The 26,350-nt window shown below is 72.1% G+C and carries 21 protein-coding genes; 11 read left to right on the top strand and 10 right to left on the bottom strand.

Going from position 1 to position 26,350, the window contains the following annotated elements:
- The first annotated feature begins 69 nt into the window (after positions 1 to 69).
- Positions 70 to 1,479, top strand: coding sequence for an FAD-dependent oxidoreductase (locus EV567_RS18340; protein WP_130441328.1), 1,410 nt, complete (start codon positions 70 to 72; stop codon positions 1,477 to 1,479).
- 104 nt (positions 1,480 to 1,583) lie between these two features.
- Here the strand turns inward: EV567_RS18340 and EV567_RS18335 are convergent, their stop codons facing one another.
- Positions 1,584 to 3,167 carry a methylmalonyl-CoA mutase gene (locus EV567_RS18335; protein WP_130441326.1) on the bottom strand — a complete coding sequence of 528 codons (1,584 nt, stop codon included), beginning with the start codon at positions 3,165 to 3,167 and terminating at the stop codon, positions 1,584 to 1,586.
- Between the two features lie 164 nt (positions 3,168 to 3,331).
- Here EV567_RS18335 and EV567_RS18330 point away from each other — a divergent pair, with 164 nt between their 5' ends.
- Positions 3,332 to 4,249 carry a L,D-transpeptidase family protein gene (locus EV567_RS18330; RefSeq protein ID WP_242620901.1) on the top strand — a complete coding sequence of 306 codons (918 nt, stop codon included), beginning with the start codon at positions 3,332 to 3,334 and terminating at the stop codon, positions 4,247 to 4,249.
- A 227-nt stretch (positions 4,250 to 4,476) separates the two neighbouring features.
- Here the strand turns inward: EV567_RS18330 and EV567_RS18325 are convergent, their stop codons facing one another.
- From EV567_RS18325 to EV567_RS18300, 6 genes are all read right to left on the bottom strand, one after another.
- A complete protein-coding gene (locus tag EV567_RS18325; RefSeq protein WP_130441322.1) occupies positions 4,477 to 5,730 on the bottom strand; it encodes a hypothetical protein in 1,254 nt (417 codons plus the stop codon).
- Entirely contained in the window at positions 5,730 to 6,392 is a 663-nt protein-coding gene (locus EV567_RS18320; RefSeq protein WP_130441320.1) for an RNA polymerase sigma factor, read from the bottom strand. The genes EV567_RS18325 and EV567_RS18320 overlap by 1 nt, the downstream gene beginning before the upstream one ends.
- 314 nt (positions 6,393 to 6,706) lie before the next feature.
- Positions 6,707 to 8,716, bottom strand: a complete 2,010-nt coding sequence (locus EV567_RS18315) for a glycosyl hydrolase (protein WP_130441318.1) — start codon at positions 8,714 to 8,716, stop codon at positions 6,707 to 6,709.
- Between the two features lie 121 nt (positions 8,717 to 8,837).
- Positions 8,838 to 9,692 (bottom strand): carbohydrate ABC transporter permease, encoded by an 855-nt coding sequence (locus tag EV567_RS18310; protein ID WP_130441316.1) that lies wholly within the window; start codon positions 9,690 to 9,692, stop codon positions 8,838 to 8,840.
- Positions 9,689 to 10,642 carry a carbohydrate ABC transporter permease gene (locus EV567_RS18305; RefSeq protein WP_130441314.1) on the bottom strand — a complete coding sequence of 318 codons (954 nt, stop codon included), beginning with the start codon at positions 10,640 to 10,642 and terminating at the stop codon, positions 9,689 to 9,691. Before EV567_RS18305 ends, EV567_RS18310 begins: the two co-directional genes overlap by 4 nt.
- 85 nt (positions 10,643 to 10,727) lie before the next feature.
- Positions 10,728 to 12,047 (bottom strand): ABC transporter substrate-binding protein, encoded by a 1,320-nt coding sequence (locus tag EV567_RS18300; protein WP_130441312.1) that lies wholly within the window; start codon positions 12,045 to 12,047, stop codon positions 10,728 to 10,730.
- Between the two features lie 265 nt (positions 12,048 to 12,312).
- Between EV567_RS18300 and EV567_RS18295 the strand changes: the two genes are divergently transcribed.
- The 4 genes from EV567_RS18295 to EV567_RS18280 all read left to right on the top strand — a co-directional run bounded on the left by EV567_RS18295 (position 12,313) and on the right by EV567_RS18280 (position 18,899).
- Positions 12,313 to 14,709 carry a glycoside hydrolase family 2 protein gene (locus EV567_RS18295; protein ID WP_130441310.1) on the top strand — a complete coding sequence of 799 codons (2,397 nt, stop codon included), beginning with the start codon at positions 12,313 to 12,315 and terminating at the stop codon, positions 14,707 to 14,709.
- A complete protein-coding gene (locus tag EV567_RS18290) occupies positions 14,706 to 15,758 on the top strand; it encodes a LacI family DNA-binding transcriptional regulator (RefSeq protein ID WP_130441308.1) in 1,053 nt (350 codons plus the stop codon). Before EV567_RS18295 ends, EV567_RS18290 begins: the two co-directional genes overlap by 4 nt.
- A gap of 208 nt (positions 15,759 to 15,966) precedes the next feature.
- Positions 15,967 to 17,175 (top strand): serine hydrolase, encoded by a 1,209-nt coding sequence (locus EV567_RS18285; RefSeq protein ID WP_130441306.1) that lies wholly within the window; start codon positions 15,967 to 15,969, stop codon positions 17,173 to 17,175.
- On the top strand, positions 17,172 to 18,899 hold the full coding sequence (locus tag EV567_RS18280) for an alpha/beta hydrolase (RefSeq protein WP_130441304.1): 1,728 nt from the start codon (positions 17,172 to 17,174) through the stop codon (positions 18,897 to 18,899). Before EV567_RS18285 ends, EV567_RS18280 begins: the two co-directional genes overlap by 4 nt.
- Before the next feature lie 24 nt (positions 18,900 to 18,923).
- Here the strand turns inward: EV567_RS18280 and EV567_RS18275 are convergent, their stop codons facing one another.
- From EV567_RS18275 to EV567_RS18265, 3 genes are all read right to left on the bottom strand, one after another.
- A complete protein-coding gene (locus tag EV567_RS18275; RefSeq protein ID WP_130441302.1) occupies positions 18,924 to 19,355 on the bottom strand; it encodes a hypothetical protein in 432 nt (143 codons plus the stop codon).
- 147 nt (positions 19,356 to 19,502) lie between these two features.
- Positions 19,503 to 20,063 carry a hypothetical protein gene (locus EV567_RS18270; RefSeq protein WP_130441300.1) on the bottom strand — a complete coding sequence of 187 codons (561 nt, stop codon included), beginning with the start codon at positions 20,061 to 20,063 and terminating at the stop codon, positions 19,503 to 19,505.
- Positions 20,064 to 20,213: 150 nt separating this feature from the next.
- Positions 20,214 to 21,857, bottom strand: a complete 1,644-nt coding sequence (locus tag EV567_RS18265; protein ID WP_407071603.1) for a beta-N-acetylhexosaminidase — start codon at positions 21,855 to 21,857, stop codon at positions 20,214 to 20,216.
- Between the two features lie 214 nt (positions 21,858 to 22,071).
- Here EV567_RS18265 and EV567_RS18260 point away from each other — a divergent pair, with 214 nt between their 5' ends.
- The 5 genes from EV567_RS18260 (at position 22,072) to EV567_RS18240 (ending at position 26,299) form a co-directional block, all read left to right on the top strand.
- Positions 22,072 to 22,632, top strand: a complete 561-nt coding sequence (locus tag EV567_RS18260; RefSeq protein WP_130441298.1) for a 2-oxo-4-hydroxy-4-carboxy-5-ureidoimidazoline decarboxylase — start codon at positions 22,072 to 22,074, stop codon at positions 22,630 to 22,632.
- A gap of 254 nt (positions 22,633 to 22,886) precedes the next feature.
- The gene (sdhC, locus tag EV567_RS18255; protein ID WP_130441295.1) at positions 22,887 to 23,267 is read left to right on the top strand and encodes a succinate dehydrogenase, cytochrome b556 subunit; all 381 of its coding nucleotides are present in this window, start codon (positions 22,887 to 22,889) and stop codon (positions 23,265 to 23,267) included.
- 5 nt (positions 23,268 to 23,272) lie between these two features.
- The gene (locus EV567_RS18250) at positions 23,273 to 23,755 is read left to right on the top strand and encodes a succinate dehydrogenase hydrophobic membrane anchor subunit (RefSeq protein WP_130441293.1); all 483 of its coding nucleotides are present in this window, start codon (positions 23,273 to 23,275) and stop codon (positions 23,753 to 23,755) included.
- Between the two features lie 19 nt (positions 23,756 to 23,774).
- Complete coding sequence (gene sdhA, locus EV567_RS18245; protein WP_130441291.1) at positions 23,775 to 25,529, top strand: succinate dehydrogenase flavoprotein subunit; 1,755 nt, start codon at positions 23,775 to 23,777, stop codon at positions 25,527 to 25,529.
- A complete protein-coding gene (locus EV567_RS18240) occupies positions 25,529 to 26,299 on the top strand; it encodes a succinate dehydrogenase iron-sulfur subunit (protein WP_130441289.1) in 771 nt (256 codons plus the stop codon). Before sdhA ends, EV567_RS18240 begins: the two co-directional genes overlap by 1 nt.
- Positions 26,300 to 26,350: the final 51 nt, after the last annotated feature.

Genomic DNA, 26,350 nt, shown 5'->3' with positions numbered 1-26,350 from the left:
TGACAGCTTAACGGCGTTAAGGCCAGTCTTCGTGACAGGCAGGACTTAACAGCGTTAAGGAGACTGGGAATGATCACGACGGACGTACTGGTCGTCGGCGCGGGCCCCTGCGGGCTGACCCTGGGCGTCGACCTCGCCCGGCGCGGGGTGGACGCGCTCGTGGCGGAACGGGGCGACGCGCTGTTCCCGGGTTCGCGCGGCAAGGGCCTCCAGCCCCGCACGCTGGAGGTCTTCGACGACCTCGGCGTACTGGACGCTATCCGCGCGGCCGGGGGCGGCTACCCGGCCGGGATGATCTGGCAGGACGGACGGCGGACGGGCGAGCACCGGATGTTCGACCCGGCGGAGGCGACCGAGGACTCGCCGTACGCCGAGCCGCTGCTGGTGCCGCAGTGGCGGACGCAGGAGATCCTGCGGGCGCGGCTGGAGGAACTGGGCGGGACGGTCGCCTTCGGGCGGGAGGTCATCGGGATCGCCGAGGACGAGGAGGGCGTGACGGCGCACTTCACGTCCGGGCCCAACGTCCGCGCGCGGTACCTCGTCGCGGCGGACGGCGGCCGCTCCGGCGTGCGCCGTGCGCTCGGCGTCGGGATGACCGGGGAGAGCGTCGACCCGCGGCCGACGCTGGTGGCTGACCTGCGGATCACCGGGCTGGACCGCGACAACTGGCACATCTTCCCCGCACGCGGGGAGGACGACGGCTTCCTGGTCATCTGCCCGCTCACGGGCACGGAGGACTTCCAGGCGGTGGCGCAGTTCCCCGAGGGGGCCGAGGTGGACCTCTCCCTCGACGGCGTCCGCAAGCTCGTCGCCGCCCGCTCGCACCTCGCGCCCGAGGACGTGACCGAAGTGCGCTGGGCGTCCGACTTCCGCCCGCGGGCGGCCCTCGCGGACCGGTTCCGCTCCGGCCGGGTGTTCCTGGCCGGGGACGCGGCGCACGTCCACTCGCCGGCCGGCGGCCAGGGCCTCAACACCAGCGTGCAGGACGCCTACAACCTGGGCTGGAAGCTGGGCGCGGTGCTGCGGGACGGGGCGGACGCCACCCTGCTCGACACCTACGAGGAGGAACGGCGGCCCGTCGCGGCCGAGATGCTGGGCCTGTCGACGCGCGTGCACCGCGGGGAGGCCCGGCGGGGAGCGGCGACCCGTCAACTGGGCATCGGCTACCGGGAGTCCAGCCTGACGGAGGAGACGCGCGAGACGCCGGGAGCGGTACGGGCCGGGGACCGCGCGCCGGACGGCACGGTCGGCGGCGTCCGTCTCTTCGACGCCTTCCGGGGACCGCACTGGACTCTGGTCGCGGTGGGCGCGCAGGCGCCGGACGCGGTTCCGGCCGCCGTGCGGGTGGTCCAAGGCGAGGGCGTGCGGGGGACGTACGGCTCCGGGCTGTTCCTCGTCCGGCCGGACGGCCATGTCGGCTGGGCCGGGGACCGGGCGGCCGGGGTCGTGGACTACCTCAGCCGGTTCGGGCAGCGCTAGTGCCGGGGCGCCAGTCGTCGCCGTCGAGGAGGGCACCCTCTGCGCGCCTGACCGGGAATGCGCCTCTTCCGCCCTGGATCACCCGTTCGGCGGAATCCCCCGGTTCAGAACGCCTCCGCCGGCACATGGCTCCCCCAGACCCCCCGGAGGGCGCCGCACACCTCGCCCACCGTCGCCCGCGCCCTGAGCGCCTCCTTCATCGGGTACAGGACGTTGTCCTCACCCTCGGCGGCCTTGCGCAGGGCCGCCAGCGCCACGTCCACCGCCGGCCGGTCGCGCTCCGCGCGCAGCCGGGCCAGCCGCTCCTTCTGCCGGGCCTCGATGGCCGGGTCCACGCGGAGCGGCTCGTACGGCTCCTCCTCGTCGAGGCGGAAGCGGTTGACGCCGACGACGACCCGCTCCCCCGAGTCGGTCTCCTGGGCGATGCGGTAGGCGTTGCGCTCGATCTCCCGCTTCTGGAAGCCGCGCTCGATGGCCGCCACCGCCCCTCCCAGGTCCTCGACCTTCCGCATCAGCTCCAGCGCCGCCGCCTCCACGTCGTCGGTCATCCGCTCCACGGCGTACGACCCGGCGAAGGGGTCGACCGTCGCGGTCACGTCCGTCTCGTGGGCGAGCACCTGCTGCGTACGCAGGGCCAGGCGCGCGCTCTTGTCGGTGGGCAGCGCGATCGCCTCGTCGAAGGAGTTGGTGTGCAGGGACTGGGTGCCGCCGAGGACCGCCCCGAGCGCCTGGACGGCCACCCGGACGAGGTTCACCTCGGGCTGCTGGGCCGTCAGCTGCACGCCGGCCGTCTGCGTGTGGAAGCGCAGCATCAGCGACCTGGGGTCGCGCGCGCCGAACTCGTCCCGCATCAGCCGCGCCCACATGCGGCGCGCGGCACGGAACTTGGCGACCTCCTCCAGCAGCGTCGTACGGGCCACGAAGAAGAAGGAGAGCCTGGGCGCGAAGTCGTCGACGTCCATGCCGGCCGCGACCGCCGTGCGGACGTACTCGACGCCGTCGGCGAGGGTGAAGGCGATCTCCTGCGCGGGCGAGGCCCCCGCCTCGGCCATGTGGTAGCCGGAGATGGAGATGGTGTTCCACCGGGGGATCTCGGCCCGGCAGTACCTGAACGTGTCGGCGACCAAGCGCAGCGAGGGCCCCGGCGGGAAGATGTACGTGCCGCGCGCGATGTACTCCTTGAGCACGTCGTTCTGGATCGTGCCGGTGAGCCGGTCGCCGCCCACGCCCTGTTCCTCGGCGACCAGTTGGTAGAGCAGGAGCAGCAGGGCGGCCGGGGCGTTGATCGTCATCGACGTGGAGACCCGGTCCAGCGGGATCCCGTCGAACAGCACCCGCATGTCGTCGAGGGAGTCGACGGCGACCCCGACCTTGCCGACCTCGCCGTGCGCGAGCGGGGCGTCGGAGTCGTGGCCCATCTGGGTGGGCAGGTCGAAGGCGACGGACAGGCCGGTCGTGCCGTGCGCGATGAGCTGCTTGTAGCGGGCGTTGGACTCGGCGGCCGTGCCGAAGCCGGCGTACTGGCGCATCGTCCAGGGCCGCCCGGTGTACATCGTCGGGTACACACCCCGCGTGTAGGGGTACGAGCCCGGCTCGCCCAGTCTCTCCGCCGGGTCCCAGCCGCTCGTGAGGCCGTCCGGTCCGTACACCGGCTCGATGGGAAGCCCTGATTCCGACTCGCGTGCCATGGGGTGACACCTTCCGCCGCACCGTCACGCCTTCGGTCCCAACAATGCCGGGCCGTTCGCGCGTCGTCATCCGCGGGGAACAACTCCGTGGACCATTCAGGGACCGAGGACGTACGACGGTGAGACGACGGGGGTCGCGAGTGCGTAGTACGGGCATGACGGCAATGACGGACGCCGCGGGCTCCAGGGGCTTCACGGGCAGGCGCGGCAGGGTGAGAGCGGTCGTCGCCGCGGTGGGTGCGGCGGCTCTGGTGACCGTGTGCGGCTGCACGGTGCAGCCCGCCCCCGGCGACCCCAAGGGACGGGCGCCGGTCCACGTGCGCGTCAGCCCGGAGGCGGGCGACCTCTCGGGCGCTCCCGGTCCGACGGCTTCCGCGGCCGACGAGGGCCCCGGGACGTCGTCGCCCACGCAGAGCCCCACGCCCTCGGCCTCGGCGGCGGCCACGCCCCCCGCCGTCCTGTGGTCGCGCGGGGCCTACGGGCGGGACGTGCGCGAACTCCAGGCGCGGCTGCGGCAGGTCGACTGGCTGCACGACGGGCCGACGGGCACGTACGACGGCGCGACCGCGGAGGCGGTGAAGGGGTTCCAGGGCAAGCGCGGGCTGCCGCGCACGGGGCAGACGGACACCGTGACCTGGCAGCGGCTGCTGGCCATGACCCACGAGCCGGGCCGCTGGGAGCTGTATCTGCTGGGCGGCCAGCCCGCCGCCGCGCCCGACCCCCGGTGCCTGACCGGGCGGGTGATCTGCGTGGACAAGACCAGCCGGACGCTGCGCTGGATGATCGACGGGCGGACCGTGTCGACGATGTCGGTGCGGTTCGGCTCGCAGTACACGCCCACCCGTGAAGGTGTGTTCCAGGTCTACTGGAAGTCCCGCCACCATGTGTCCACGCTCTACGACTCGCCGATGCCGTACGCGATGTTCTTCAGCGGCGGCCAGGCGGTGCACTACTCGTCCGACTTTGCGATGCGGGGGTACGCGGGCGCGTCGCACGGCTGTGTGAACGTCCGGGACGAGGGGGCGATCGCGAAGCTGTTCGCGCAGGTGAGGAACGGCGACAAGGTCGTCGTCTCGTGGTGAGGCGAGGGTGAGACGTCCGGGGCCGAAAGGGGGGCGCGGGCGGGACCGGGGGAACGTGTCCCACCCGCGCCGGGTGCACGAAGCCGTAGGTACGGGGGGAACCCCGGCTCCATGCGAGGGCCGATGACCAGTCGGCTCACTTCTAACTGCGCCGGGCCCGGCAAAAACGTCACACCTGCGCCGGAGAAATTTCGACGGCGGGAGAAACCCCAGGTCAGAGGGGGTTGCTAGTCGCCGTCGCCGCTCGTGCCGCCGTCGCCGTCCTCGTCGCCGCGGCCGTCGTCCGCGCCCTTGTCGCCCTTCTGGCCCCAGCCCCGGTCGTGGCCGTGGCCGTGATCAGGGCCGTGGCCGTGGCCGTCGCCCAGGCCGGGCTTGCCGCCGCCCCAGCCTGTTCCCTCGCCGCCCCCGGGGCCGCCGTACTGCCCGCCCCAGCCGTTCTGGCCGTGGCCGCCCGTCCAGCCCTGGCCGCCGGGCTTCCCCGTGCCGGCGCCCGCGCCGGTTCCCGTGCCGGACGGGCCGTCGGGCGCGGTGAGCACGCGGGCGCAGTACACCGGAACGCGCCGGACGCCGCCCGCGGCGCTCTCCAGGGAACGGCGGCGCTGCTGGTTCAGGGTCTTGCCGTCGCGCAGGTCCCGGCAGGCCGCGGGCACGCCGCTCGGCCAGGCGCGGCGGTTCCCGACGTCGGGGCCGCCGCCGTCGTCGTCCTTGGCCTTGCCGCCGGCGTTCGGGGAGGCCGGGCCGCCGCTCGCCGTGCCGCCCGGGGTGCCCGCGCCGGCCTGGCCGCCGTGGCCCGCGCCCGGCGCGGGTGAGGGGGACGACGGACGCGACGGGGAGGCGAGCGGGCTGGGAGGTCCGGGGGTGGCGGCGGCGGAGACGGAGGTGACGGGGGCGGGCCCGGAGGCGTCGAAGGGGGCGGGGAACCCGCCGACACCGGTCGCGGCCGCCACCCCGCCCGCCATGCCGACGGCCAGGGCGGCCGCCGCGCCCAGGCGCACGGACCGGCCCCGGCGCGACGGCGTCCGCTCGGGCCGCCCCGCGCCGATCCGCACCACTTGGGCGTCCGCCCCGTCGTCAGGCGCGGGCGCGCCCTGCGCCACGGAGGCGTCGCCCCGGTCGGCCCGGGCCGCGCGGAACGCGAGCACCGCCGGGTCGGCGGCGGGGTCACGGGAGTCGACGTAGGCGGTGGTGGGTGTCGTGCGGTCCGCGTGGATCTTCCGGAAGGCCGCCAGGGCCGACGCCTCGCCGGGGAGTTCCTCGTCCGGCGGGACCGGCGGGTCGGCGAGGGCGGCCAGGGCGTTCAGGGTGCGGGCGAGGCGTTCGGCCTTGTCACGGTGGGCGGGGGCGACAGCGTTGTCCGGCGCGTCCCCGTCCAGCAGCCGTTCCGCCGTACGGCCGTCCAGCCACCGGCCGGGACGCCGGCCTGCGGCGGGGTCGCCGGAGGGCTCGTCGTCCCCCGGGTGGGCACAGCGCTCGTCGGCCATCACATGTCCTTCTGCGTCCGTGCGTACGCATGCGTCACACCGGCGGACGTCGTCATCGCGCGGGAGCGCGTCGCGCGTTGGGGCGGCAGCGCGTCGAGGACCCCGGCCGTCTCGGGGTCGTCGCCGAGCAGCTCGGCGAGCTTCTTCAGCCCCCGGTGGGCGGCGGTGCGCACCGCGCCGGGCCGTTTGCCCAGGGTCTCGGCGGCGGTCTTGGCGTCGAGACCCACGACGACCCGCAGGACGACGGCCTCGGCCTGGTCCTGCGGCAGCCTGGCGATGAGGTCGAGCGTGCGGCCGGTGGCGAGGGCCTCGATGGCCTCGCCGGCGGTGTCGGACTCGGCGGGCCGGCCGGTGAGCTCCGCCTCGTCGCCGCCGACGGCGGGCCGCCGGCCGCGCATGCGGATGTGGTCGAGGGCGCGGTTGCGGGCTATCCGGGCGGCCCAGCCGCGGAACCGGTCGGCGTCCCCGCTGAAGCGTTCGAGGTCGCGGGCGATCTGGAGCCAGGCCTCGGAGGTGACGTCCTCCGCTTCGAGGTCGCCGACGAGTGTGCGGACATAGCCGAGGAGCCGAGGGTGCACCGCGCGGTACACAGCACGGAACCCGGTCTCGTCCCCGCGCTGTGCCGCGAGCACCGCGGCGGTCAGCTCCGCGTCGTCCCCCACGTCGTGGTTCCTCGATTGATGATGGCGGTCTCACCGATCCACGGATGGTCCGCGACTGGTCCGCGGGTGATCGCGGTGTTCCGGCCGCTCCGCCGTCCGGCGCGAAAGGCACGTTACGACCTGAAACCGCCGGTCGTCCATGTCAGTACAAAATGCAACCGAGTCGTGACGCGGGGGCTCGCCTGGCGGTGTGACAAAAAACGCACTCCCGGCGCTGAGGAGAATACGGGCCGCCGCGCGGCCCGTGCCGCGCGACGGTCGGGGCCTCTCCTGTGGGGGGTGGCGGCCCCGGCCGTCGTCGCTTCTTCAGGAGCTCATTCGGCTCTGATGTCGTCCACGTGGACGACTCCCCTGGTCGCCGCGTCCTCTCCGTGGCCGAGGTACAGGTTGAACGCGGTCACCTTGGCGAGACGGGCCGCGTCGAGCACCGCGCCGGCGTGCTCGGTGTCCCAGGGGGCGGGCTCGAACGCGCTGAACGGCACCCTGACCTGCTTCCCGCTCGTGTCGCTCAGCGAGACCCTGTACTCGAAGCAGGCGCCGCCGGCGACGATCTGGAGCGCGGCCCCGTTCCCGGAACCGTCCCCCTGCAGCCACAGGGCCATGGTGGTGAAGGCCGACCAGTCGGCGTCGACCGGCTTGCCGATGCCGGTGTACTCGGCGCCGGTGAAGTCGTAGGCGTAGGCCAGCCCGTGGGAGCCCGAGGACTTGTGGTCGGTTGTCAGGGTGGTGGTGTTGGCGTTGACATGGCTGTACGCCTCGCTCAGGCTGACGTCGTCACCGGCGTACCCCTCGAAGTCGTCGACCCATCCGGCCGGCAGGGGCACGGCCTCGCCGAGGAAGACCAGGGACGAGTCGGTGAACGTCCTGCCTCCCACCCGCGCGCTCACTTTCACGGTCACCGAGCGGTCGGCCGGCCACGCCGGGGAGATCGGCCAGACGCCCGACCAGAAGCCGTCGGCGTCGAGGCGCAGCGGCCGGGCGGGGCCGTCGTTCACGGAGTAGGTGACCCGGCTCGCCTTCCCGGAGGTGACCCGCACCCGGACGGTCGTCCGGGGAACCGTCACGCGCTGCCGGTCCGTGGGGGTCACGAGGTGCAGGACCGGGGCGTTCCTGGTGGCCGTGGTCCGCAGGGAGAACACAGCGCCCAGGTCGGCGGCGAACACCGTGTACGGGTCCTTGTGGTACTCGACGAAGTCGGGCAGCAGGGGCCGGCCCGGGTAGGGGACGTAAGCGCGGTTGGCGCCGCCGAAGTTGGCCCAGGTGAGCATGAAGGTCGCCTGCCGGGCGTGCGGGTCCGCCTTGACGGCCGCCAGGAGCCGGGTGAACCAGTCCGGGTCGCGGTTCTCGGTGCCGCTCTCCCCGAACTCGGAGTAGGCGGGCACCTTGCCCCGTTCGCCGGCCAGCCGGACCACCGTCGCCAGGTCCCTCACCAGACCGTCGAGCCAGGCAGTCGAGCCCGCTGATTCGTCGTAGGCGTCGTAGCCGAGGACGTCGACGAACGCGTCGCCAGGGTAGGTCTTGAGGTAGCCCGCCGGGTCGCCTCCGAAGCCGGAGTTGGGCGAGTAGGCGTAGAGCAGGTTGCGGACGCACCGGGTGTCGCGCAGGTACTCGACGGTGTAGCGGTACACCTCGATGAACTCGGCGGACGAGGTGTGGCCCGCCCCCCACCAGAACCAGCCGCCGTTGTTCTCGTGGAAGGGACGGAAGATCACCGGGATCAGGGTGCCGTCCGGCCGCCGCGCGCCCTTGACCGCCGCCGCGACGCGGTCGAGGAAGGCGTTGAACTCGGCGTGCTTCGCACCCCCGGGGAGGATCTGGGCGACCACCCGGCCCGAGGTGTCGTAGAAGTCCCCGCCGGTGACGAAGTTCGGCATGTGGGCGCTGAGGGTGTTGATCCCGCCCCGTGCGTCGCCCTGCTGGATGCACCGGCTGAGCGCGGCGACGTTCTCGGCCTCGGTCGCGTCCTCGCTGCCGGGGCGTTCGCGGCCGTCGAGGATGAGGGTGTCCCAGCCGAAGACCGCGGGGTGGTCGCCCACCGCCGCCAGGGTGTCGGACGCCTTGCCGTCGGGGGTGGTGAAGGTGAAGCCGTAGGTGAGGTCGTGCTGGTGACCGAACAGGATGCCCTTGCCCTGCTGCCTCTTCAGGTACGCGAAGAGTGAACGGGTGGCGGGGGTCGCCTTGTCGTCGACGATCCGGACCGGCGTCGCGGTGCGGGCAGGCGCCGCCGAGGGGGCGGCGGCCGCCGGCGACCGGGTGCCGGCCGTCATGGCGACCGCGGTGCCGATGACGAGGAACGTGCGGCGGTTCAGCGGCGAGTCGGTCATGTACGTCTCCTTCGACGGGGCGATTCCTCGTGCGGGAAGGGCGGCGTGCGGGAAGGGCGGCTCGTTTCGAGCCGTGAGCCGGCCGAGCGGGGTCACGCGGGCAAGTGGCCGGTCGCCGGCCTCACTTGCCGGCGCCGCGTGCGAACCCGTTGTAGATGTAGCGCTGGAGGAAGAGGAAGACGACGAGCGTCGGCACGATGACGAGGATCGCGCCGGCCGAGATGGCCTCCCAGTGGGCGCCGAAGGGGCCCTTGAAGCGGAACAGGGCGGTGGACATCGTGCCGAGGTCCTCGGAGGGCATGTAGAGGAACGGGATGTAGAAGTCGTTGTAGACCGTGATGCCCTTGATGATGACGACGGTGGCGATCGCCGGCTTGAGCAGCGGGAAGATGATCCGCCAGTAGACGGTGAGCGCGTTGGCGCCGTCGAGCCGGGCGGCCTCGTCGAGGGAGACGGGGATGGAGCGGATGAACTGCAGGAAGATGTAGATGGACACGATGTCGGTGCCCATGTACAGCAGGATCGGCGCCCACCGGGTGTCGAAGAGGCCGAAGCTGTTGACCACCTGGAAGGTGGCCACCTGCGTGGTCACACCCGGTACCAGGGTGGCGACCAGGAACAGCCCCATGACCGGCTTCCTGCCCCGGAAGCGGAAGCGGTCGACGGCGTACGCGGTCATCGAGCCGATGATCACGGTGCCGGTGATGGAGAACAGCAGGATGAAGGCGGTGTTCCCGAACGCCGACAGCATCTGGCCGTCCCGGAAGGCCGTGGCGTAGTTGGAGAAGTTCAGCCAGTCGCCCGGCGGCTGGAAGGCGCCGCCGCCGTCCGTCGCCTCCTTCTCCGTCTTCAGCGAGGTGAGGAAGACGACGGCCAGGGGGACCAGGACCACCAGTGAGGCCAGGACCAGGGACAGATGGATGAGGACCGAGGCGATGCCCCGGGGACGGCGGCCGTCCACGGCGTCGGTGGTCATACGAGGTCGACCCTCTCGTCGGGCACGAGGCGGCGCTGGATCCAGGTGATCAGCAGGACGATCAGGAGCAGGACGACGGCGGCGGCGGAGGCCAGGCCCGTCTTGTTGAACTGGAACGCGAGCTTCACCGTCTGCATGACGAAGGTCATGGTGCCGGTGGCGCCGCCGGTCATGATGTAGGGGATCTCGAACACCGACAGCGAGCCGGACACGGCGAGGATCACGCTCAGGCTGACCACGGGCCGGATGCTCGGCAGGATCAGGTACCTGAACTGGTGCCACCGGGTGGCGCCGTCGAGCTGGGCCGCCTCGTACAGCTCACCCGGGACGGACTGGATCGCCCCCAGGAAGAGCACGAAGTTCAGGCCGGTGAAACGCCAGACGGACACACCCGCCAGGGAGACGTTCGCGGACGTCGGTGTGCCGAGCCAGGCGCGGTCGGCGCCCACGCCGAACCAGGACAGCACCGAGTCGAGGGTGCCGCCGTCCTGGAAGAAGTACAGGAAGACGAACCCGATGGCGACGCCGTTGATGAGGTACGGGAAGAACAGGATGCCCTTGAAGAGGTTGCGCAGGCGCACGTCGAAGCTGAGGACGGTCGCGAAGTACAGGGCGACGACGATCTGCACGGCGGACGCTGCCAGGTAGTACAGGCTGACGAGGAACACCCGGAACAGCTCGGGCCGGGTGAACAGCTCGACGTAGTTGTCGGTCCCGGTGAGGTGGATCTCGGGGCTGACGCCGTCCCAGTCGGTGAAGCTGTAGTAGACCATGTTCGCCACGGGCACGTAGGTGAACGTGATCAGCAGGGCCAGCGGCGCCAGCAGGAACAGCCACGGGGTCGCCCGGCGCAGCACTCCCCGGCCGGAGGGGGAACCGCTCGCCGCCGTACGGGCGCCGGCGCCCTCCTTGTCCACGCGCGCGGTGGACGTGTGAACGGTGTGGGTCATGTCGGCCTTTCGGTCGTCCACTGGACGCGGTCGGCGGCCGGGGCCGGCCGGAAGGCACACGGCCCCGGACCCGGGTGTCTCCCCGTCAGCTGCCCGCGGACTTCGCTGCCCGGCTCCACTTCTCGTCGAGGCCGGCGAAGTAGTCCTTCAGGCTTCCGCCCTGGACGCCTCGTGCCATGTCGACGAGCTTCTGCCGGTAGTCGGGCTTGGCCAGACCGATCTCGGCCGCGTTGTCGATGGCGTTGACCTGGCTGCTCCTGGCCTCGGAGCGCTCCAGCATGCTGACACCGTTGTCCTGGAACGGCTTCAGGGTGGCCGGCAGGGCACCGGACCTGAGCGTCGGGATCGAGCCCTCGTTCTGCGCGAAGCCGGACTTGTCGGTGAACCAGTCGACCCACGCCCGGGCCGCGGGCTTGTTCTTCGAGTGGATGCTCACCGCGTCCTGGTAGTCGGAGGAGAGCATGCTGCAGAACTTGCCGTTCGTCTGCGCGGGGAACGGCATGAAGCCGATGTCGTCGGGGTTCGTCCCGGCCGTCCTCGCCGCGTTCTGCATCTGGCTGATGGCCCAGGAGCCGAGCTGCATGGTGGCGATCTCACCGCGGGCGATCATGCCCTTGGAGTTCTCCCAGTTGGTGGTGGTGGGGTCCTTCTCGATGAGCTTCTCGTGGACGACGTCGTAGAGCAGGGTGTCGATGACGTTGAGGTCGCCGCCCGCGGCCCAGGGGGCGGTGGAGGTCGCCAGCTTGTCGTTGGCTTGCGCGTCGCAGGTGACCGAGCCGATGCTCGCGGTGCCGGCGGTCACCGGCCACTGGTCCTTGAAGTTCGTGTAGTACGGCACCGCGCCGGTCTTGGCCTTGACGGCCCTGAGGCCGGCCAGGAACTGCTCGGGGCTGGTGGGCCAGGAGGTGATGCCGGCCTTCTTCCAGACGGCCTTGTTGTAGACGAAGCCGTCGGAGTTGCCCACGGTGGCGAGGCCGTAGACCTTGCCGTCGACGTTCGCCTTGTCGGTGAAGCGGTACTTCCTGCTCAGCTCGGTGGCGCTGCCGAGGGAGGCGAAGAACGAGGGGTAGTCCTTCTTCGCTATCGCGTTGGGGATCATCAGCACGTCACCGTAGTTGGCGGTGTTCATGCGGATCTTGACTTCGCCCTCGTAGTCGGTGAGGGCGTCGAACTTCACCGTCACCTCGGGATAGACCTTGTTGAACTCGGCGGCGTACTTCTTCAGGGTCCCGTTCTGCACCAGGTCCGTACGGTGCGTCAGGACGGTGATGGCGCCGGACACGCTGCCCGGGTCCGAGGCCGCGGCGGCCGACTCGCCCTTCGGCGCCGCCGCTCCCGTGCATCCCGTCGCGGTGACCGCCGTGACGGCGATCAGCGCGGCGACGGTTAACGCTTTCCTCCCCATACGCCCAGCTCCCTCCAGTGTGCGGCTCTGACCCTCCTTCGGGCTGTCGGCACTATGACACCGCTGAATTGAACCGGTAAAGCTCCAGGGACGAATTCGTTACCCCTCCTCCTGGGGTCGACGATTACGCGGGGCTATATCAAGGTAAAACTCGCCATAAGCCGCACACAGGGCGGAGCTATACCGGTTTATGGACATCGCTTGCCCGGACGGTTAGGTTGGCCTGCGCCGCGACCGAGACCGACCTCCGTGAGGGGAGCCGCACATGAAGGACGTCACCCTGCTCAGCGACGGGTGGGGGCTGTGTCACGGGGACGAGGTGTTGCCCGCCCGGGTGCCGGGCTGCGTGCACGCCGATCTCCTGGACGCGGGGCTCATCCCGGACCCCTTCATCGGCGCCGACGAGCACGAGGTGGCCTGGGTCGGCGACCGCGCCTGGACCTACACCGCCCGGCTCACCGCCGAGAGCGCCCACGAGCGGACGGACCTGGTCTTCGACGGCCTCGACACCGCGGCCGAGATCACCCTGGACGGCGAGGTGCTCGGCCGGACCCGCAACATGCACCGCTCGTACCGGTTCGACGTCACCGGCCGCGGCGGCGAGCTCCGGGTGCTCTTCGCCCCGGCCCGCGAGGAGGCGGAGGCGGTGCGCAAGGCGGTCGGCGACCGGCCCAACGTCTATCCCGAACCGTCCCAGTACATCCGCAAGATGGCCTGCGCCTTCGGCTGGGACTGGGGCCCCACCGTCGTCACCGCCGGAATGTGGCGGCCGGTCCGCCTGGAGCACTGGTCGACCGCGCGGATCTCCCAGGTCCGGCCCGCGGTCACGGTCGCCGGGACAAGCGGACGGGTGGAGGTCCACCTCACCGTGGAGCGCACCGCCACCGGAGCCGGGCGCCCGCTGACCGCGCGGGCCTCGGTGGCCGGCGTCGACACCGAAGTCACCGTCGAGGGCACGGATGCGACCCTCGTCCTGGACGTTCCCGAGCCGGAGCTGTGGTGGCCGCGCGGCCAGGGCGAACAGCCGCTCCACGACCTGACGGTCACGCTCGCCGACGGCGACAGCACGCTGGACACCTGGCGGCGCCGGATCGGCTTCCGCACGATCGAACTCGATCGCACCGCCGACGAGCACGGCACCGGCTTCACCCTCGTCGTCAACGGCGTGCGCCTCTTCACCCGCGGCGTGAACTGGATCCCCGACGACGTCCTGCCCTCCCGCGTCACCCCCGAGCGCTACCTCCACCGCCTCACCCAGGCCGCTGACGCGAACGTCGACCTCGTCCGCGTCTGGGGCGGCGGCATCTACGAGGACGAGGCCTTCTACGACGCCTGCGACGAACTCGGCCTGATGGTGTGGCAGGACTTCCTGTTCGCCTGCTCGGCCTACCCCGAGGAGCAGCCGCTGCGCGGCGAGGTGGAGGCCGAGGCGCGGGAGAACGTCGTGCGTCTCATGCCGCACCCCTCGCTGGTGGTGTGGAACGGCAACAACGAGAACCTGTGGGGCTTCCGGGACTGGGGGTGGGAGCCCGAACTCGCCGGGGACTCCTGGGGCGAGGGGTACTACCTGGGCCTGCTGCCGCGGGTCGTGGCCGAGCTCGACCCGACCCGGCCGTACACGGCGGGCAGCCCCTGGTCCGGCTCCTGGGACCACCACCCCAACGACCCGGCGCACGGCACCCACCACTCCTGGGAGGTGTGGAACCGCCGCGACTTCGCCGAGTACCGCGACAGCGTCCCCCGGTTCGTCGCCGAGTTCGGCTGGCAGGCGCCGCCCGCCCTGGCCACCCTGCGCCGCGCCCTGCCGGGCGAGGACCTGGCGCCCGACTCGCCCGGCATGCTGCACCACCAGAAGGCCGAGGACGGCAACGGCAAGCTGAACCGCGGGGTGGCACGCCACTTCGCGCTCCCCGAGGGCGACTTCGACCGCTGGCACTACCTGACCCAGGTGGTCCAGGCACGGGCGATCGCCGCGGGCGTCGAGCACTGGCGCTCCCACTGGCCCCGCTGCGCGGGCACGATCGTGTGGCAGCTCAACGACTGCTGGCCGGTCAGTTCCTGGTCCGCCGTCGACGGGGACGGCCGGCTCAAGCCGCTCCACCACGAGTTGCGGCGCCTGTACGCCGACCGGCTGCTCACCCTCCAGCCCGCCCCGGAGGGGGTCGTGCTCGGGCTGGTCAACCAGTCGGCCGCCCCGTGGCGGGCGGAGGTCACCGTCCGCCGGATCACCGCCGACGGGAGCGTGCCGGCCCGGGTGCCGCTCACCGTGGAGGTGGCCGCGCGTGACGCCGTCCGGACACCGCTGCCCGTGGCCGCGCCGGGCGTCACCGGGGAGGGAGAGTTCCTGGTCGCGGACGTGGACGGGCTGCGCGCCGTGCACTTCCCCGTGCCGGACCGCGCGTTCCCCTACCCGCGCCCCCGGTTCGACGTGCGCGTGGAACCGGTCGCCGGCGCTGCGGATACAGTCGACGTCGTGGTCACAGCGCACACCCTCGTACGGGACCTCCTCCTGCAACCCGACCGCCTCGCCCCCGACGCGACGGCCGACACAGGTCTCGTCACCCTGCTTCCCGGCGAGCGGGCCAGGATCCGGGTGGGCGGCTGGCCCGAGCCCGACGCCTCGGCGGCCCGGGCGGCCCTCTTCTGCGTGGAACCGACGTGAGCGCGGCACCTCCCCGGCGCGTCACCATCAAGGACGTGGCGGCCCGGGCCGGCGTGTCGAAGGGAGCGGTGTCGCTCGCCTTCAACGACAGGCCCGGCGTGTCCGACGCCACCCGTGACCGCATCTTCCAGGCGGCCCGGGACCTGGGCTGGGCCCCCAACGTCCGGGCCCGCGGCCTGTCCTCCGGGACCAGGGTCGACACCGTCGGCCTCGCCATCTGCCGGCCGGCCCGGCTGCTCGGCCTCGAGCCGTTCTACATGGAGTTCATCTCCGGGGTGGAGAGCGTGCTGGCCGAGCGGTCCTGCTCGCTCCTGCTGCACCTGGTGCGGGACGTGGAAGAGGAGATCGCGCTCCAGCAGAGGTGGTGGCAGGGCCGGCAGGTGGGCGGGTCGATCCTGGTCGACTTCCGTGAGAACGACCCCCGCGTGCCCGCGCTGCGGGCCATCGGGCTCCCCGCGGTGGCGGTCGGCCACCCGTCGCTGACGGGCGGCTTCACCTCGGTGTGGACGGACGACGCCACCGCCGCCACGGAGGCCGTGCGCTATCTCGCGGCGCTCGGCCATCGCCGTATCGCCCGGGTCGGCGGGCCCGCCGGACTCGGGCACAGCGCCATCCGCGCGAAGGCGTTCACCGAGGCCACGCGCGAACTGGGCCTCGCCGACGACCTTCAGATCGCCACCGGCTACGAGGGCGAGGAGGGGGCCCGCGCCACCCGTTCCCTGCTGCTCATGGCCGAGCGGCCCACGGCCGTCCTCTACGACAACGACATCATGGCGGTCGCCGGGACCGCCGTCGCCGCGGAACTGGGCCTGTCGGTGCCGCGTGACCTCTCCCTGCTCGCCTGGGACGACTCCCAGCTGTGCCGGCTGACCCACCCGCCGCTGTCCGCGATGAGCCACGACGTGCACGGGTTCGGCGCGGACGTCGCCCGGACCCTGTTCGCGGTCATCGACGACGGGGAAGCCCGGTCCCACCAGGTCGCCACCCCTTCGCTCACCCCCCGCGGCTCGACGGCGCCGCCACAGGGCCAGGGCGTGTCCCGAAAGTAGCGCCGCCCGAGTCCGACCCGGCCCCGGGCGGCCTGGAAGCACTCCTCGACGCTCCAGCGGACAACACGTACGACCGCTGGCCATAGCAGCGGTCGGCCCACCCCGTCCATGGGGCCGGCTCCCGGCTCGCCGCTCGGGCCGGCGGCACCTCGCAAGCACCTGCCTGCCGGAGTGATCATGCGGCGGCCCATGCCTACCGTGAGGTGGCATGCCAACCTTCTCACCGATCACGAAGACCGGCCGGCGTGCCGGTCTCGCGGCACTCGTGGCCGCCGTCGTCCTGGCCACCGGCCCGACGGCGACCGCGCAGGCGCCGGACTCACGCCCCGCCCGGAACTGCGGCACGCACGACGGGACCCGGCAGGCACTGCGTGTCCTCACCGACCACGACGGCATCACCGGGGCAGCGGTCCTGGTGACCGACCCCGACGCCCGCGGATCCTGCGGGCGTTGGAGCGAGGCCGCCGGAACCGCCGATGTGCGCACCGGGCGCCCGATGAACGCCGCCGACCGGCTGCGGGCCGGCAGTGTGACCAAGACGTTCACCGCGGCCGTCGTCCTGCAACTCGTCGCCGAACACCGCCTCGCCCTGGACGCCCCCGTCGACCGCTATCTGCCCGGCCTGCTCCCGGTCGGCGGCCCCGACGGCCGGCCGATCACCGTGCGGCAACTCCTCAGGCACACCAGCGGATTGCCCGACTTCCTCGACGCCCCCGAGTGGGAGCGTCTCGAACAGCGGCGGTACCGGCACTTCGAGCCGCGCGACCTCGTCGCCCGTGCGCTCGAACTGCCCCGCCCCCAGGGCACGTGGCACTACGCCACCACCAACTACCTGGTCCTCGGCATGATCGTCCGCGAGGTCACCGGCCGTTCCGCCGAGACGGAGATCACTCGCCGGATCATCGAGCCGCTCGGGCTCCGCGACACCCGTTGGCCCGGTGACGACGTCCACCTGCGAGGACCGCACTCCCGCAGCTACTTCACCGACGGCGACGGCCGACGCGTCGACGGCACCGCCTGGAACATGACCTTCGGCGGGGTCGGCGGCGCCCTCGTCTCGTCACCGGGCGACCTGACACGGTTCGCCACCGCCCTGTTCGACGGCCGCCTGCTGCCCGCGGCCCAACTCGCGGAGATGCGGCGGACGGTGGAGGCCGACGCCGACCGGCTCTGGCCGGGCGCCCGCTACGGGCTGGGCCTGATCTCGACGCCGCTGTCCTGCGGCGGGACGTGGTGGGGGCACGCGGGCACGGTGCCCGGCGGTCACCGGGCACTGGTCGCCGTCGGTCCGGGCGGCCGCAGCGCCGCCGTCGCCCTCAACGAGGTGCCCGCCTCGCTCCGCGCCGAGTCCGACTTCCTCGACCTCGTCGACCGGTCCCTCTGCGAGGGCACGCCTTCCGAAAGGACCTACGCATGACCGGCTCCCCCTCTCCCCTGCCCGGCGGCCGACCGGGAGCGGCCGCGTCCGCCACCGGCCCCTCGTCAACCACCGGCCGCGGACGCGGGCTCGCGAGCAGCGGCCAGCGCCGGCTCGTGTCGCGCGCCGCGGCGGGGGCAGCGCTCCTGCTGGCCGGGACCCTCACGTTCGTCACATCGCCCATCGCCGCGTCGCCCGCCGTCGCCTCGCCCGCCGCGGCGGAACCCTCCCGCGCGACCGGCGACCCCCTCGCCCGCTACCACCGCCAGCACCTCGACTGGAGGAGCTGTGTCCTCGGGCCCGACGACGAGACCGGCAGGGAGTTGGCGAAGGCCGGCGCCCGGTGCGCCGACGTCACGGTCCCGTTGAACTACGACAAGCCGAACGGCCGTACGATCACCGTCGCCGTCTCGCGCATCCGGGCCACCGACATGGACCGGCGTGTGGGCGCGCTGCTGCTCAACGGCGGGGGCCCGGGCGGTCAGACGATCGGGGACCCGCCGTGGGTACGCGCCTCGATGAAGCAGGTCGGTGAGCGCTACGACGTGGTGGGCGTCGACCCCCGTTTCGTCGGGCGCAGCACGCCGCTGGACTGCCGGTGGCCCACCGGCTCCTTCATCCGCGGCGCGGGGAAGGACCGTGCCGGGTTCGACCGCACGGTGGCGCTGGCCAAGGACCTCGCCGACCGCTGCCGGGCGTCCCAGGGCGACGTCCTGCCGTACGCCACCACCCGGAACACCGCCCGCGACCTGGACGTCGTCCGCGCCGCGCTCGGCGAACGCCGGATCTCCTACCTCGGCTACTCCTACGGCACCTACCTCGGTCAGGTGTACGCGACGATGTTCCCCGGCCGCACCGACCGGGTCGTCCTGGACGGCGTCGTCGACCCCGACCGCTACAGCCCCCGGTTGCTGCGCGGCACGGAGTCGGCCAACAGGCACGCCCTGGAGGGCTGGGCCACCTGGGCGGCCGCCCGTGACTCGGCGTACGGTCTGGGCCGCACCCGGGACGAGGTGCTGGCGGTCGTGGACGGCGTGCAGGACGCGGCCGGGCGGGCCCCGCTGGTGATCGGCCACCACCGGGTGGACGAGCACGTGCTGCCCGTCGTCGTCTTCAGCGGCCTCTCCCAGGACAACGACGACGCCTACGCCGATCTCGCCGGAGCCGTACGGGACATGCGGCGCGCCGCCGAAGGCCGTCCGGTCACCCCCTCACCGGGATTCGCGGCGACGCTCTCCTTCCTGCTGGACGGATCGGCGTCCGCGTACGGCAGCGTCCAGGCGGCCATCCTGTGCGGGGACGTGCCGGCGCCACGTTCACCGGAGGTGTACTGGCGTGACGTCGAACGCGCCCGCGCCCAGGACCCGTTGTTCGGCCCCGTCACCCACTCCGTCGGGCCGTGCGCCTTCTGGGACCGACCGCGCGAGCGCCCGACCGCGATCCGCGGCGACCTGCCGGCCCTGCTGGTCAGCGCCACGGGCGACCCGCGCACCGTCCACCGGAACGCGCAGGCCGTGCGCCGCATGTGGCCCTCCTCGCGCCTGGTGACCCTCCGCGACGCGGACCAGCACGCCGTGTACGGCGTGTTCGGCAGCGACTGCGTCGACACGACGGTCAACACCTATCTGGCCACCGGCCGCCTGCCGTCCACCGACGTCACCTGCGCCCGGTCCGCCGGCGGAGTGGCGCGGACCCGCGTCGACGGCGAGCACAGGGGTGGGTGAGCCAAGGGCAGCCCCCAGGTGACGTCACCTCGTCGAGGCGGGGCCGCCGGTGGCCGCGTCCCGGCACAGCAGGCGCAGCGAGCCGTGGCCGGCGAAGCAGCGGTGGGCCTCGTCGATCGGGTCCCAGAGGCGGCCGTCGGGCGTGCGGACCCAGTGGTCGCCGCCCGTCGCCCACCACTCCCCGCCGGTCTCACGGGCGAGCACCTCGCCCGCGTACGAGCCGAGGCCGCGCAGCACGCCGTCCACGGCGGCGTACGGCGTGCCCTCGCGCCGCAGGTCCTCGATGAGCCGGTCGACGCGCCACAGGCTCCGCGCCGAGTAGTCGAGCCGCAGCCGCGCGCCCTCGCGCAGGGTGGCCACGGCGTCGGACGCCCACCGCACGGGTTTCGCGGCGGCGTGGGGGCGTCCCTCGGGGGCTTGCGGGGTCTGCGGGAAGGCTGTCGTCGCGCTGGTCATACCAGCGATCATGTGCGGAAGGGGCCGCGTTCGTCACCGGGTCGAGCGCCCGGACGCGGGTGTTTTCCCGGACCGGTGCAGGACCACCCCGCCTCCCCCGCAGCACGCCCACACGACGCCCATAGGCCGCGCGTGCCTCGGGAGACCTCAGCCCGCGGCGCGGGCCCGGCGGGAGACGGCGGCGCGCAGGACGCGGCGGCCCTCCGTGGTGAGGCCCAGGGCCTGCCGCAGGCCGCCCGCGCCGTGTGCGGCGAGGACCTCCAGGACGGTGAGCTGGCGGCGCAGCTCGGCGGCGGCGAGCGGGGGCATGCCCACGGTGTCGCCGGCGCGGCGCGCGTCGAGCGGGGCCGGGTCGTCGGCCGGGTCGAGGAGCCGGTGGACGCCGAGGGAGGCGACCGAGCAGGCCTCGGCCCACTCCCGCAGCTCGGCGGCGGAGCGCCCGGCGGGAGCCGTGTCGAGCATGCGCCGCGCCAGCCGCACGGACTCGTCGCCGGCGTCCGCGTCGGAGCCGGCGTCCAGTTTCGCCCGCGCCTGCTCGACCAGCGCGCCCCAGCCCGCCGGGTCGGAGTCGTCGGTGAGGTTCGCCCACAGCGGGCGCAGGATCTCGTCGTCGCCGCCCAGCAGCGGCACGCACCGATCCAAACAAGCCAGTCCGCTCGCCGCCAGGCCGCGATCGTCCGCCGTGGCGATGAGGTCCACCACGCTCATGCACGCCTCCCTCCCCCGGGCTCATCCTTACGGAGCCCGCAGTTCCCCTCACTGCGTGCGACAGTCAGGGAGGTCAAAGGGTGCACGGCAAAACGGATCAACGCAAGGATTCAGCCACGATCACCCCGCGCCGATCCGTCTGAGGACCCGTCAGCCCAGCCGGTCGGCCAGCGCCTTGAACTGGGTCCAGGGCAGCTTCGGCGCGCCCGGGTCCCACAGCTTCTGGACGGTCGCCCGCAGCGGCATCCGGACGCCGGCCGCGACCTGGTCCTGCGTCTGGGAGTTCGCGAGGTCGCACCAGACGGCGAAGGTCCCGCCGAGTATCTGGCCGTCGTACTTCGCGGGCACCGCCGTGCTGCCGCGCAGCACCCGCGGGGTCCACTGCTCGTAGATCCGCTGCCCCGTGGGGTAGACGAAGGTCTGGGGCTCGCCGAGGACGTAGTACAGGTACTCGTCGTTGTAGTTGATCACCTTGCGGCCGGCGCTCAGGTAGGCGAGCGGCTGCCGGGCGCCGATCTCCTTGCCGGTCCAGTAGGCGGCCTCCAGGTCGCCGGCGGCCTTCACCGTCGTCTGCCGGAAGAAGCCGTCGTTCCACACCCGCATGGTCCGGTCGTGGGCGCGGACGGTGTCGGCGCGGGCGTTCAGCCAGCCGGTGGCGAGGTCGGCGACCCCCGCGCCGGGGCCGTAGGCCTTGCGGGCGGCGGCGGCGAGCTGCGGGTAGGAGGCCTCGGGGTCGGAGACGGTCAGCGCCTGGTACTCGTCGCCGCCGAGGTGCCACTGCGCTCCCGGGAACAGCCCCGCGAACTCGTTCAGCAGGTCGTCCAGGAGGGCGGCGGAGGCGGGCTTGGAGATGTCGATCGCCCCGCGGGTGGCCGTGCCCCGCACGTTGCGCAGTTGCAGCTCGGGGTGGGCGGCCAGGACCGCGCCCAGATGGCCGGGCGAGTCGATCTCGGGGACGACGGTGATGTGCCGGCTCGCCGCGAGGTCGACGATCCGCTTGACCTGCGCCTTGGTGAGGTGCTTGGCGGAGACGATCTCGGGGTGGGTGTCGGACTGGATCCGGAAGGCCTGGTCGTCGGAGAAGTGCAGCCCGATCTCGTTGTACTTCAGGTCGCCCAGCTCGCGTACCCGGTCCTCGATCCAGTCCGGCGTGAAGTTCTTGCGGGCGATGTCGAGCATGAACCCGCGCCGCGGCTTGGCCGGCTCGTCGCGGACGACGCCCTCGGGGGCCGTGCCGCCGCCGTGCACCTCCTGCTTCAGCGTGCGCGTCCCGTAGAACACCCCGGCGTCGGACGGCCCGCTGACGGTCACCTGCCCGCCCCGCACGGTCATGGTGTACGACTCCGGGTTCGCGCCCGCGCCCTTGTTCCGCGTCAGCCGCAGGTCCCCCGCGCGGGTGTCGCCCCGTACGCCCGCGTACGTCATCTTCAGCTCGCCGGCTATCAGCTTCCCCTCGTCGGCGAGGCCCGCGTCGCCCACCACCACCCGGTGTCCCGCGGCCGGACGCCAGCCGGGGCCGCGCTCGGCGGTGTGCGAGCGGACCGCGGGTATGGTCCGCGGCGGCTGCGAGAGCGGGTACGAGCGGCTGGGCGACGGGCTCGCGGCCGCCGCGGGGCCGCCCGCCGACCTGCCGCCGGCCGCCTTGCCGCCGCCCGGGGCCGGACCGCCGCCGCCGGTCTGCCGCGCCGCCGCTCCGGCCGGTGCTCCGCCGTCCCCGTCGCCGGAGGCCCACACGCCCACCCCGGCTCCCAGGACGACGACGAGACCGCCGGCCAGCAGGGCCCGCCGCGTCACTTTCTGCGGGTTCTTCTCCGGCGCCCTGCGCCGGTGCCTGTGCCTGCTCACTCCGCCAACCTACGACCCGAGCGCGAGTCAAGCGCGCCGAAGGGGTCTACTCCCGATTCCGAAACTCTCCCGTGCGGGTGAAATTCGGGCATCTCTCGGACAGGTCATGACCACTCTCGATAACGTGGTCACACCATTCACAAGATCCCCTGACACCTCACATGTGACGCGAGGACCCACGCTGTCTGCGCACCGTATCTCCCGCCTCCCGGGCGGCGTCGCCATACCGGCGCTCCCCGAGCAGACCCGTATGCCCTCGCCCGCCCTGGACAGGTTCAACGGCGCACCGGACGACGAGGCCAGCCGCACCCTCCTGACCTGCCTGCACAGCCCCCGCTGGGCCCGCAGCGTCGCGGACCACCGCCCCTACCCCACGTCGGACGCCCTGCTGGCCGCGTCCGACGAGGCGGCGTACGACCTGACCCCGGCCGACCTGGCGGAAGCCCTGGCCGCGGAGGCCCTCCCCGCCCTCCCGGCCGACGCCTACGGAGCCGCCCACACGGCCCTCAGCGCGGCCCACGCCGCCTACGAGTCCCGCTTCGGCCACGCCTTCGTCCTCTACCTCGGCGACACACCGCCCGAGGAATCCCTGGACCGCACCCTCGAAGCATTCCGGTCACGATTGACGAACGATCCGGAGACGGAGCGGGAGGTGGCGGCCGAGGAACTCCGCCGCCTGGCGAGAAGGCGGTTGATGACCCACCTGAGGGGCGCGGGGCTGTGATCGATGTGCGGCTACCGCCGCGTGCGCGTAACCAGCCGGAACACCCCCGCAGTCGGCGGATAACCGAACAAACCACCCCCGCCGCCGTCGACGGTTCACCCGAACGCGTGCCACTTTGATCACACCGGTAGGCCCCCCGTAAGCCCGGCGACAGCACGTCGCTACGATGCTGGGGGCCGGTGGACCGTACCCGGCCGGGCCCGTCCGACGCCGAAGCCGGCAGGCCCCAGTCCCCGCTCCCGGAGGGTTCTTCCGTGCCGGCTGGAACGCTGTACCGCGGCCGGGAAGGAATGTGGTCCTGGGTGGCTCATCGAGTCACCGGCGTCCTCATCTTCTTCTTCCTGTTCGTACACGTGCTGGACACCGCACTCGTGCGTGTCTCCCCCGAGGACTACGACAAGGTCGTAGCCACGTACAAGACGCCGATCGTGGCCGTGCTGGAGTACGGCCTCGTCGCCGCCATCCTCTTCCACGCGCTGAACGGCCTGCGTGTCATCGCCGTCGACTTCTGGTCGAAGGGCCCGCGCTACCAGAAGCAGATGCTCTGGACCGTCGTGGGCATCTGGGTCGTGCTGATGCTCGGGGCGATCTACCCCGTCCTCGGCCACGCCGCTCGTGAAGTCCTCGGGAGCTGAGACAGATGGCGACCACTGAAACCACCGCTTCCGGTATCGGCCCCGTCGAGGGCGGTTCCGGCTACAGCGTCGACAACCCGGCCCCGCTGATCGAGGCCCCGCGCAAGCGCACCAAGAAGTCCCCGAAGTCGACCCGGGGCAACTTCGAGATGGCCGCATGGCTGTTCATGCGCCTGTCCGGCGTGGTGCTCGTCGTGCTGGTCATCGGCCACCTGCTCATCCAGCTGGTGCTGGACGGCGGCGTCTCGAAGATCGGCTTCGCCTTCGTGGCCGGCCGCTGGGCGTCCCCGTTCTGGCAGGTCTGGGACCTGCTGATGCTGTGGCTGGCCATGCTGCACGGGGCGAACGGTCTGCGCACGGTCATCAACGACTACGCGGAGCGCGCGAACACCCGGCTGTGGCTCAAGGGCCTGCTCTACACCGCCACGGTGTTCACCATCCTGCTGGGCACGCTGGTGATCTTCACCTTCGACCCGAACATCCGCTAGGCACGGGGCTGCGAGAATCATGAAGATCCACAAGTACGACACCGTCATCGTCGGCGCCGGCGGCGCGGGCATGCGCGCGGCCATCGAGTCGACGAAGCGCAGCCGCACCGCGGTCCTGACGAAGCTCTACCCCACCCGCTCCCACACGGGCGCCGCGCAGGGCGGCATGGCCGCCGCGCTGGCCAACGTGGAGGAGGACAACTGGGAGTGGCACACCTTCGACACGGTCAAGGGCGGTGACTACCTGGTCGACCAGGACGCCGCCGAGATCCTGGCGAAGGAGGCCATCGACTCCGTCCTCGACCTGGAGAAGATGGGCCTGCCGTTCAACCGGACCCCGAACGGCACCATCGACCAGCGCCGCTTCGGCGGCCACAGCCGCAACCACGGCGAGGCCCCGGTCCGCCGCTCCTGCTACGCGGCCGACCGCACCGGTCACATGATCCTCCAGACGCTGTACCAGAACTGCGTCAAGGAGGGCGTGGAGTTCTTCAACGAGTTCTACGTCCTGGACCAGCTGATCACCGAGGTCGACGGCGTCAAGAAGTCGGCCGGTGTCGTGGCGTACGAGCTGGCGACCGGCGAGATCCACGTCTTCCAGGCGAAGGCCGTGATCTACGCCTCCGGCGGCACCGGCAAGTTCTTCAAGGTGACGTCGAACGCGCACACCCTGACCGGCGACGGTCAGGCGGCCGTGTACCGGCGCGGGCTGCCGCTGGAGGACATGGAGTTCTTCCAGTTCCACCCGACCGGCATCTGGCGCATGGGCATCCTGCTGACGGAGGGCGCCCGCGGTGAGGGCGGCATCCTGCGCAACAAGGACGGCGAGCGCTTCATGGAGAAGTACGCGCCGGTCATGAAGGACCTCGCGTCCCGTGACGTCGTCTCCCGCTCGATCTACACCGAGATCCGCGAGGGCCGCGGCTGCGGTCCCGAGGGCGACCACGTCTACCTCGACCTCACGCACCTCCCGCCGGAGCAGCTGGACGCCAAGCTGCCGGACATCACCGAGTTCGCGCGGACCTACCTGGGCATCGAGCCGTACACCGACCCGATCCCGATCCAGCCGACCGCGCACTACGCGATGGGCGGCATCCCGACGAACGTCGAGGGCGAGGTGCTGGCGGACAACACCACCGTCGTGCCCGGCCTGTACGCCGCCGGCGAGGTCGCCTGCGTGTCCGTGCACGGCGCCAACCGTCTGGGCACCAACTCGCTGCTGGACATCAACGTCTTCGGGCGCCGCGCCGGCATCGCCGCCGCGGAGTACTCCCAGAAGGCGGAGTTCGTCGAGCTGCCGGAGAACCCGGAGTCCCTGGTCGTCGAGCAGATCGAGCGGCTGCGCAACTCGACCGGCACCGAGCGGGTGGCGGAGCTGCGCCGCGAGCTCCAGGAGACCATGGACGCCAACGTCATGGTGTTCCGCACCGAGCAGACGATCAAGACGGCCGTCGAGAAGATCGGCGAGCTGCGCGAGCGCTACCGGAACGTGGCGATCCAGGACAAGGGCAAGCGGTTCAACACGGACCTGCTGGAGGCCGTCGAGCTGGGCAACCTGCTGGACCTGGCCGAGGTCATGGCGGTGTCGGCGCTGGCCCGCAAGGAGTCCCGCGGCGGTCACTACCGCGAGGACTACCCCAACCGCGACGACGTCAACTTCATGCGTCACACCATGGCGTACCGCGAGGTCGGCGACGACGGCACCGAGACCGTCCGCCTCGACTACAAGCCGGTCGTCCAGACCCGCTACCAGCCGATGGAGCGTAAGTACTGATGGCAACTCCCGTTCTGGACAAGGCCGAGACCCCCGATTCGGCGTCCGCGGCCTCCCCGTACATCACCGTCACCTTCCGGGTCCGCCGGTTCAACCCGGAGGTCTCGGCGGAGGCGACCTGGGAAGACTTCCAGCTGGAGATCGACCCCAAGGAACGCGTCCTCGACGGTCTGCACAAGATCAAGTGGGACGTCGACGGCACGCTGACCTTCCGCCGCTCCTGCGCCCACGGCATCTGCGGCTCGGACGCGATGCGGATCAACGGCAAGAACCGTCTGGCGTGCAAGACGCTGATCAAGGACATCAACCCGGAGAAGCCGATCACGGTCGAGCCCATCAAGGGCCTGACGGTCCTGAAGGACCTCGTGGTCGACATGGAGCCGTTCTTCCAGGCGTACCGCGACGTGATGCCCTTCCTCATCACGAAGGACACCAACGAGCCGACGCGCGAACGCCTTCAGACGGCGGAGGACCGCGAGCGCTTCGACGACACGACGAAGTGCATCCTCTGCGCGGCCTGCACGTCGTCGTGCCCGGTGTTCTGGAACGACGGGCAGTACTTCGGCCCGGCGGCCATCGTCAACGCGCACCGGTTCATCTTCGACTCGCGTGACGAGGCCGGCGAGCAGCGCCTGGAGATCCTCAACGACCGTGACGGCGTGTGGCGTTGCCGCACGACCTTCAACTGCACGGACGCCTGCCCGCGTGGCATCGAGGTCACCAAGGCGATCCAGGAGGTGAAGCGGGCGCTGATCACGCGCCGCTTCTGAGGCTCCCCGCCCCTGGCAACGCCGACGGCCCCGCTCCCGGAACGGAGCGGG

The sequence above is a fragment of the Streptomyces sp. BK239 genome (assembly GCF_004217285.1).
Classification (GTDB): Bacteria; Actinomycetota; Actinomycetes; order Streptomycetales; family Streptomycetaceae; genus Streptomyces.
The sequence above is the reverse complement of the archived record's forward strand: the minus strand, read 5'-3'. Positions and strand labels throughout refer to the sequence as shown.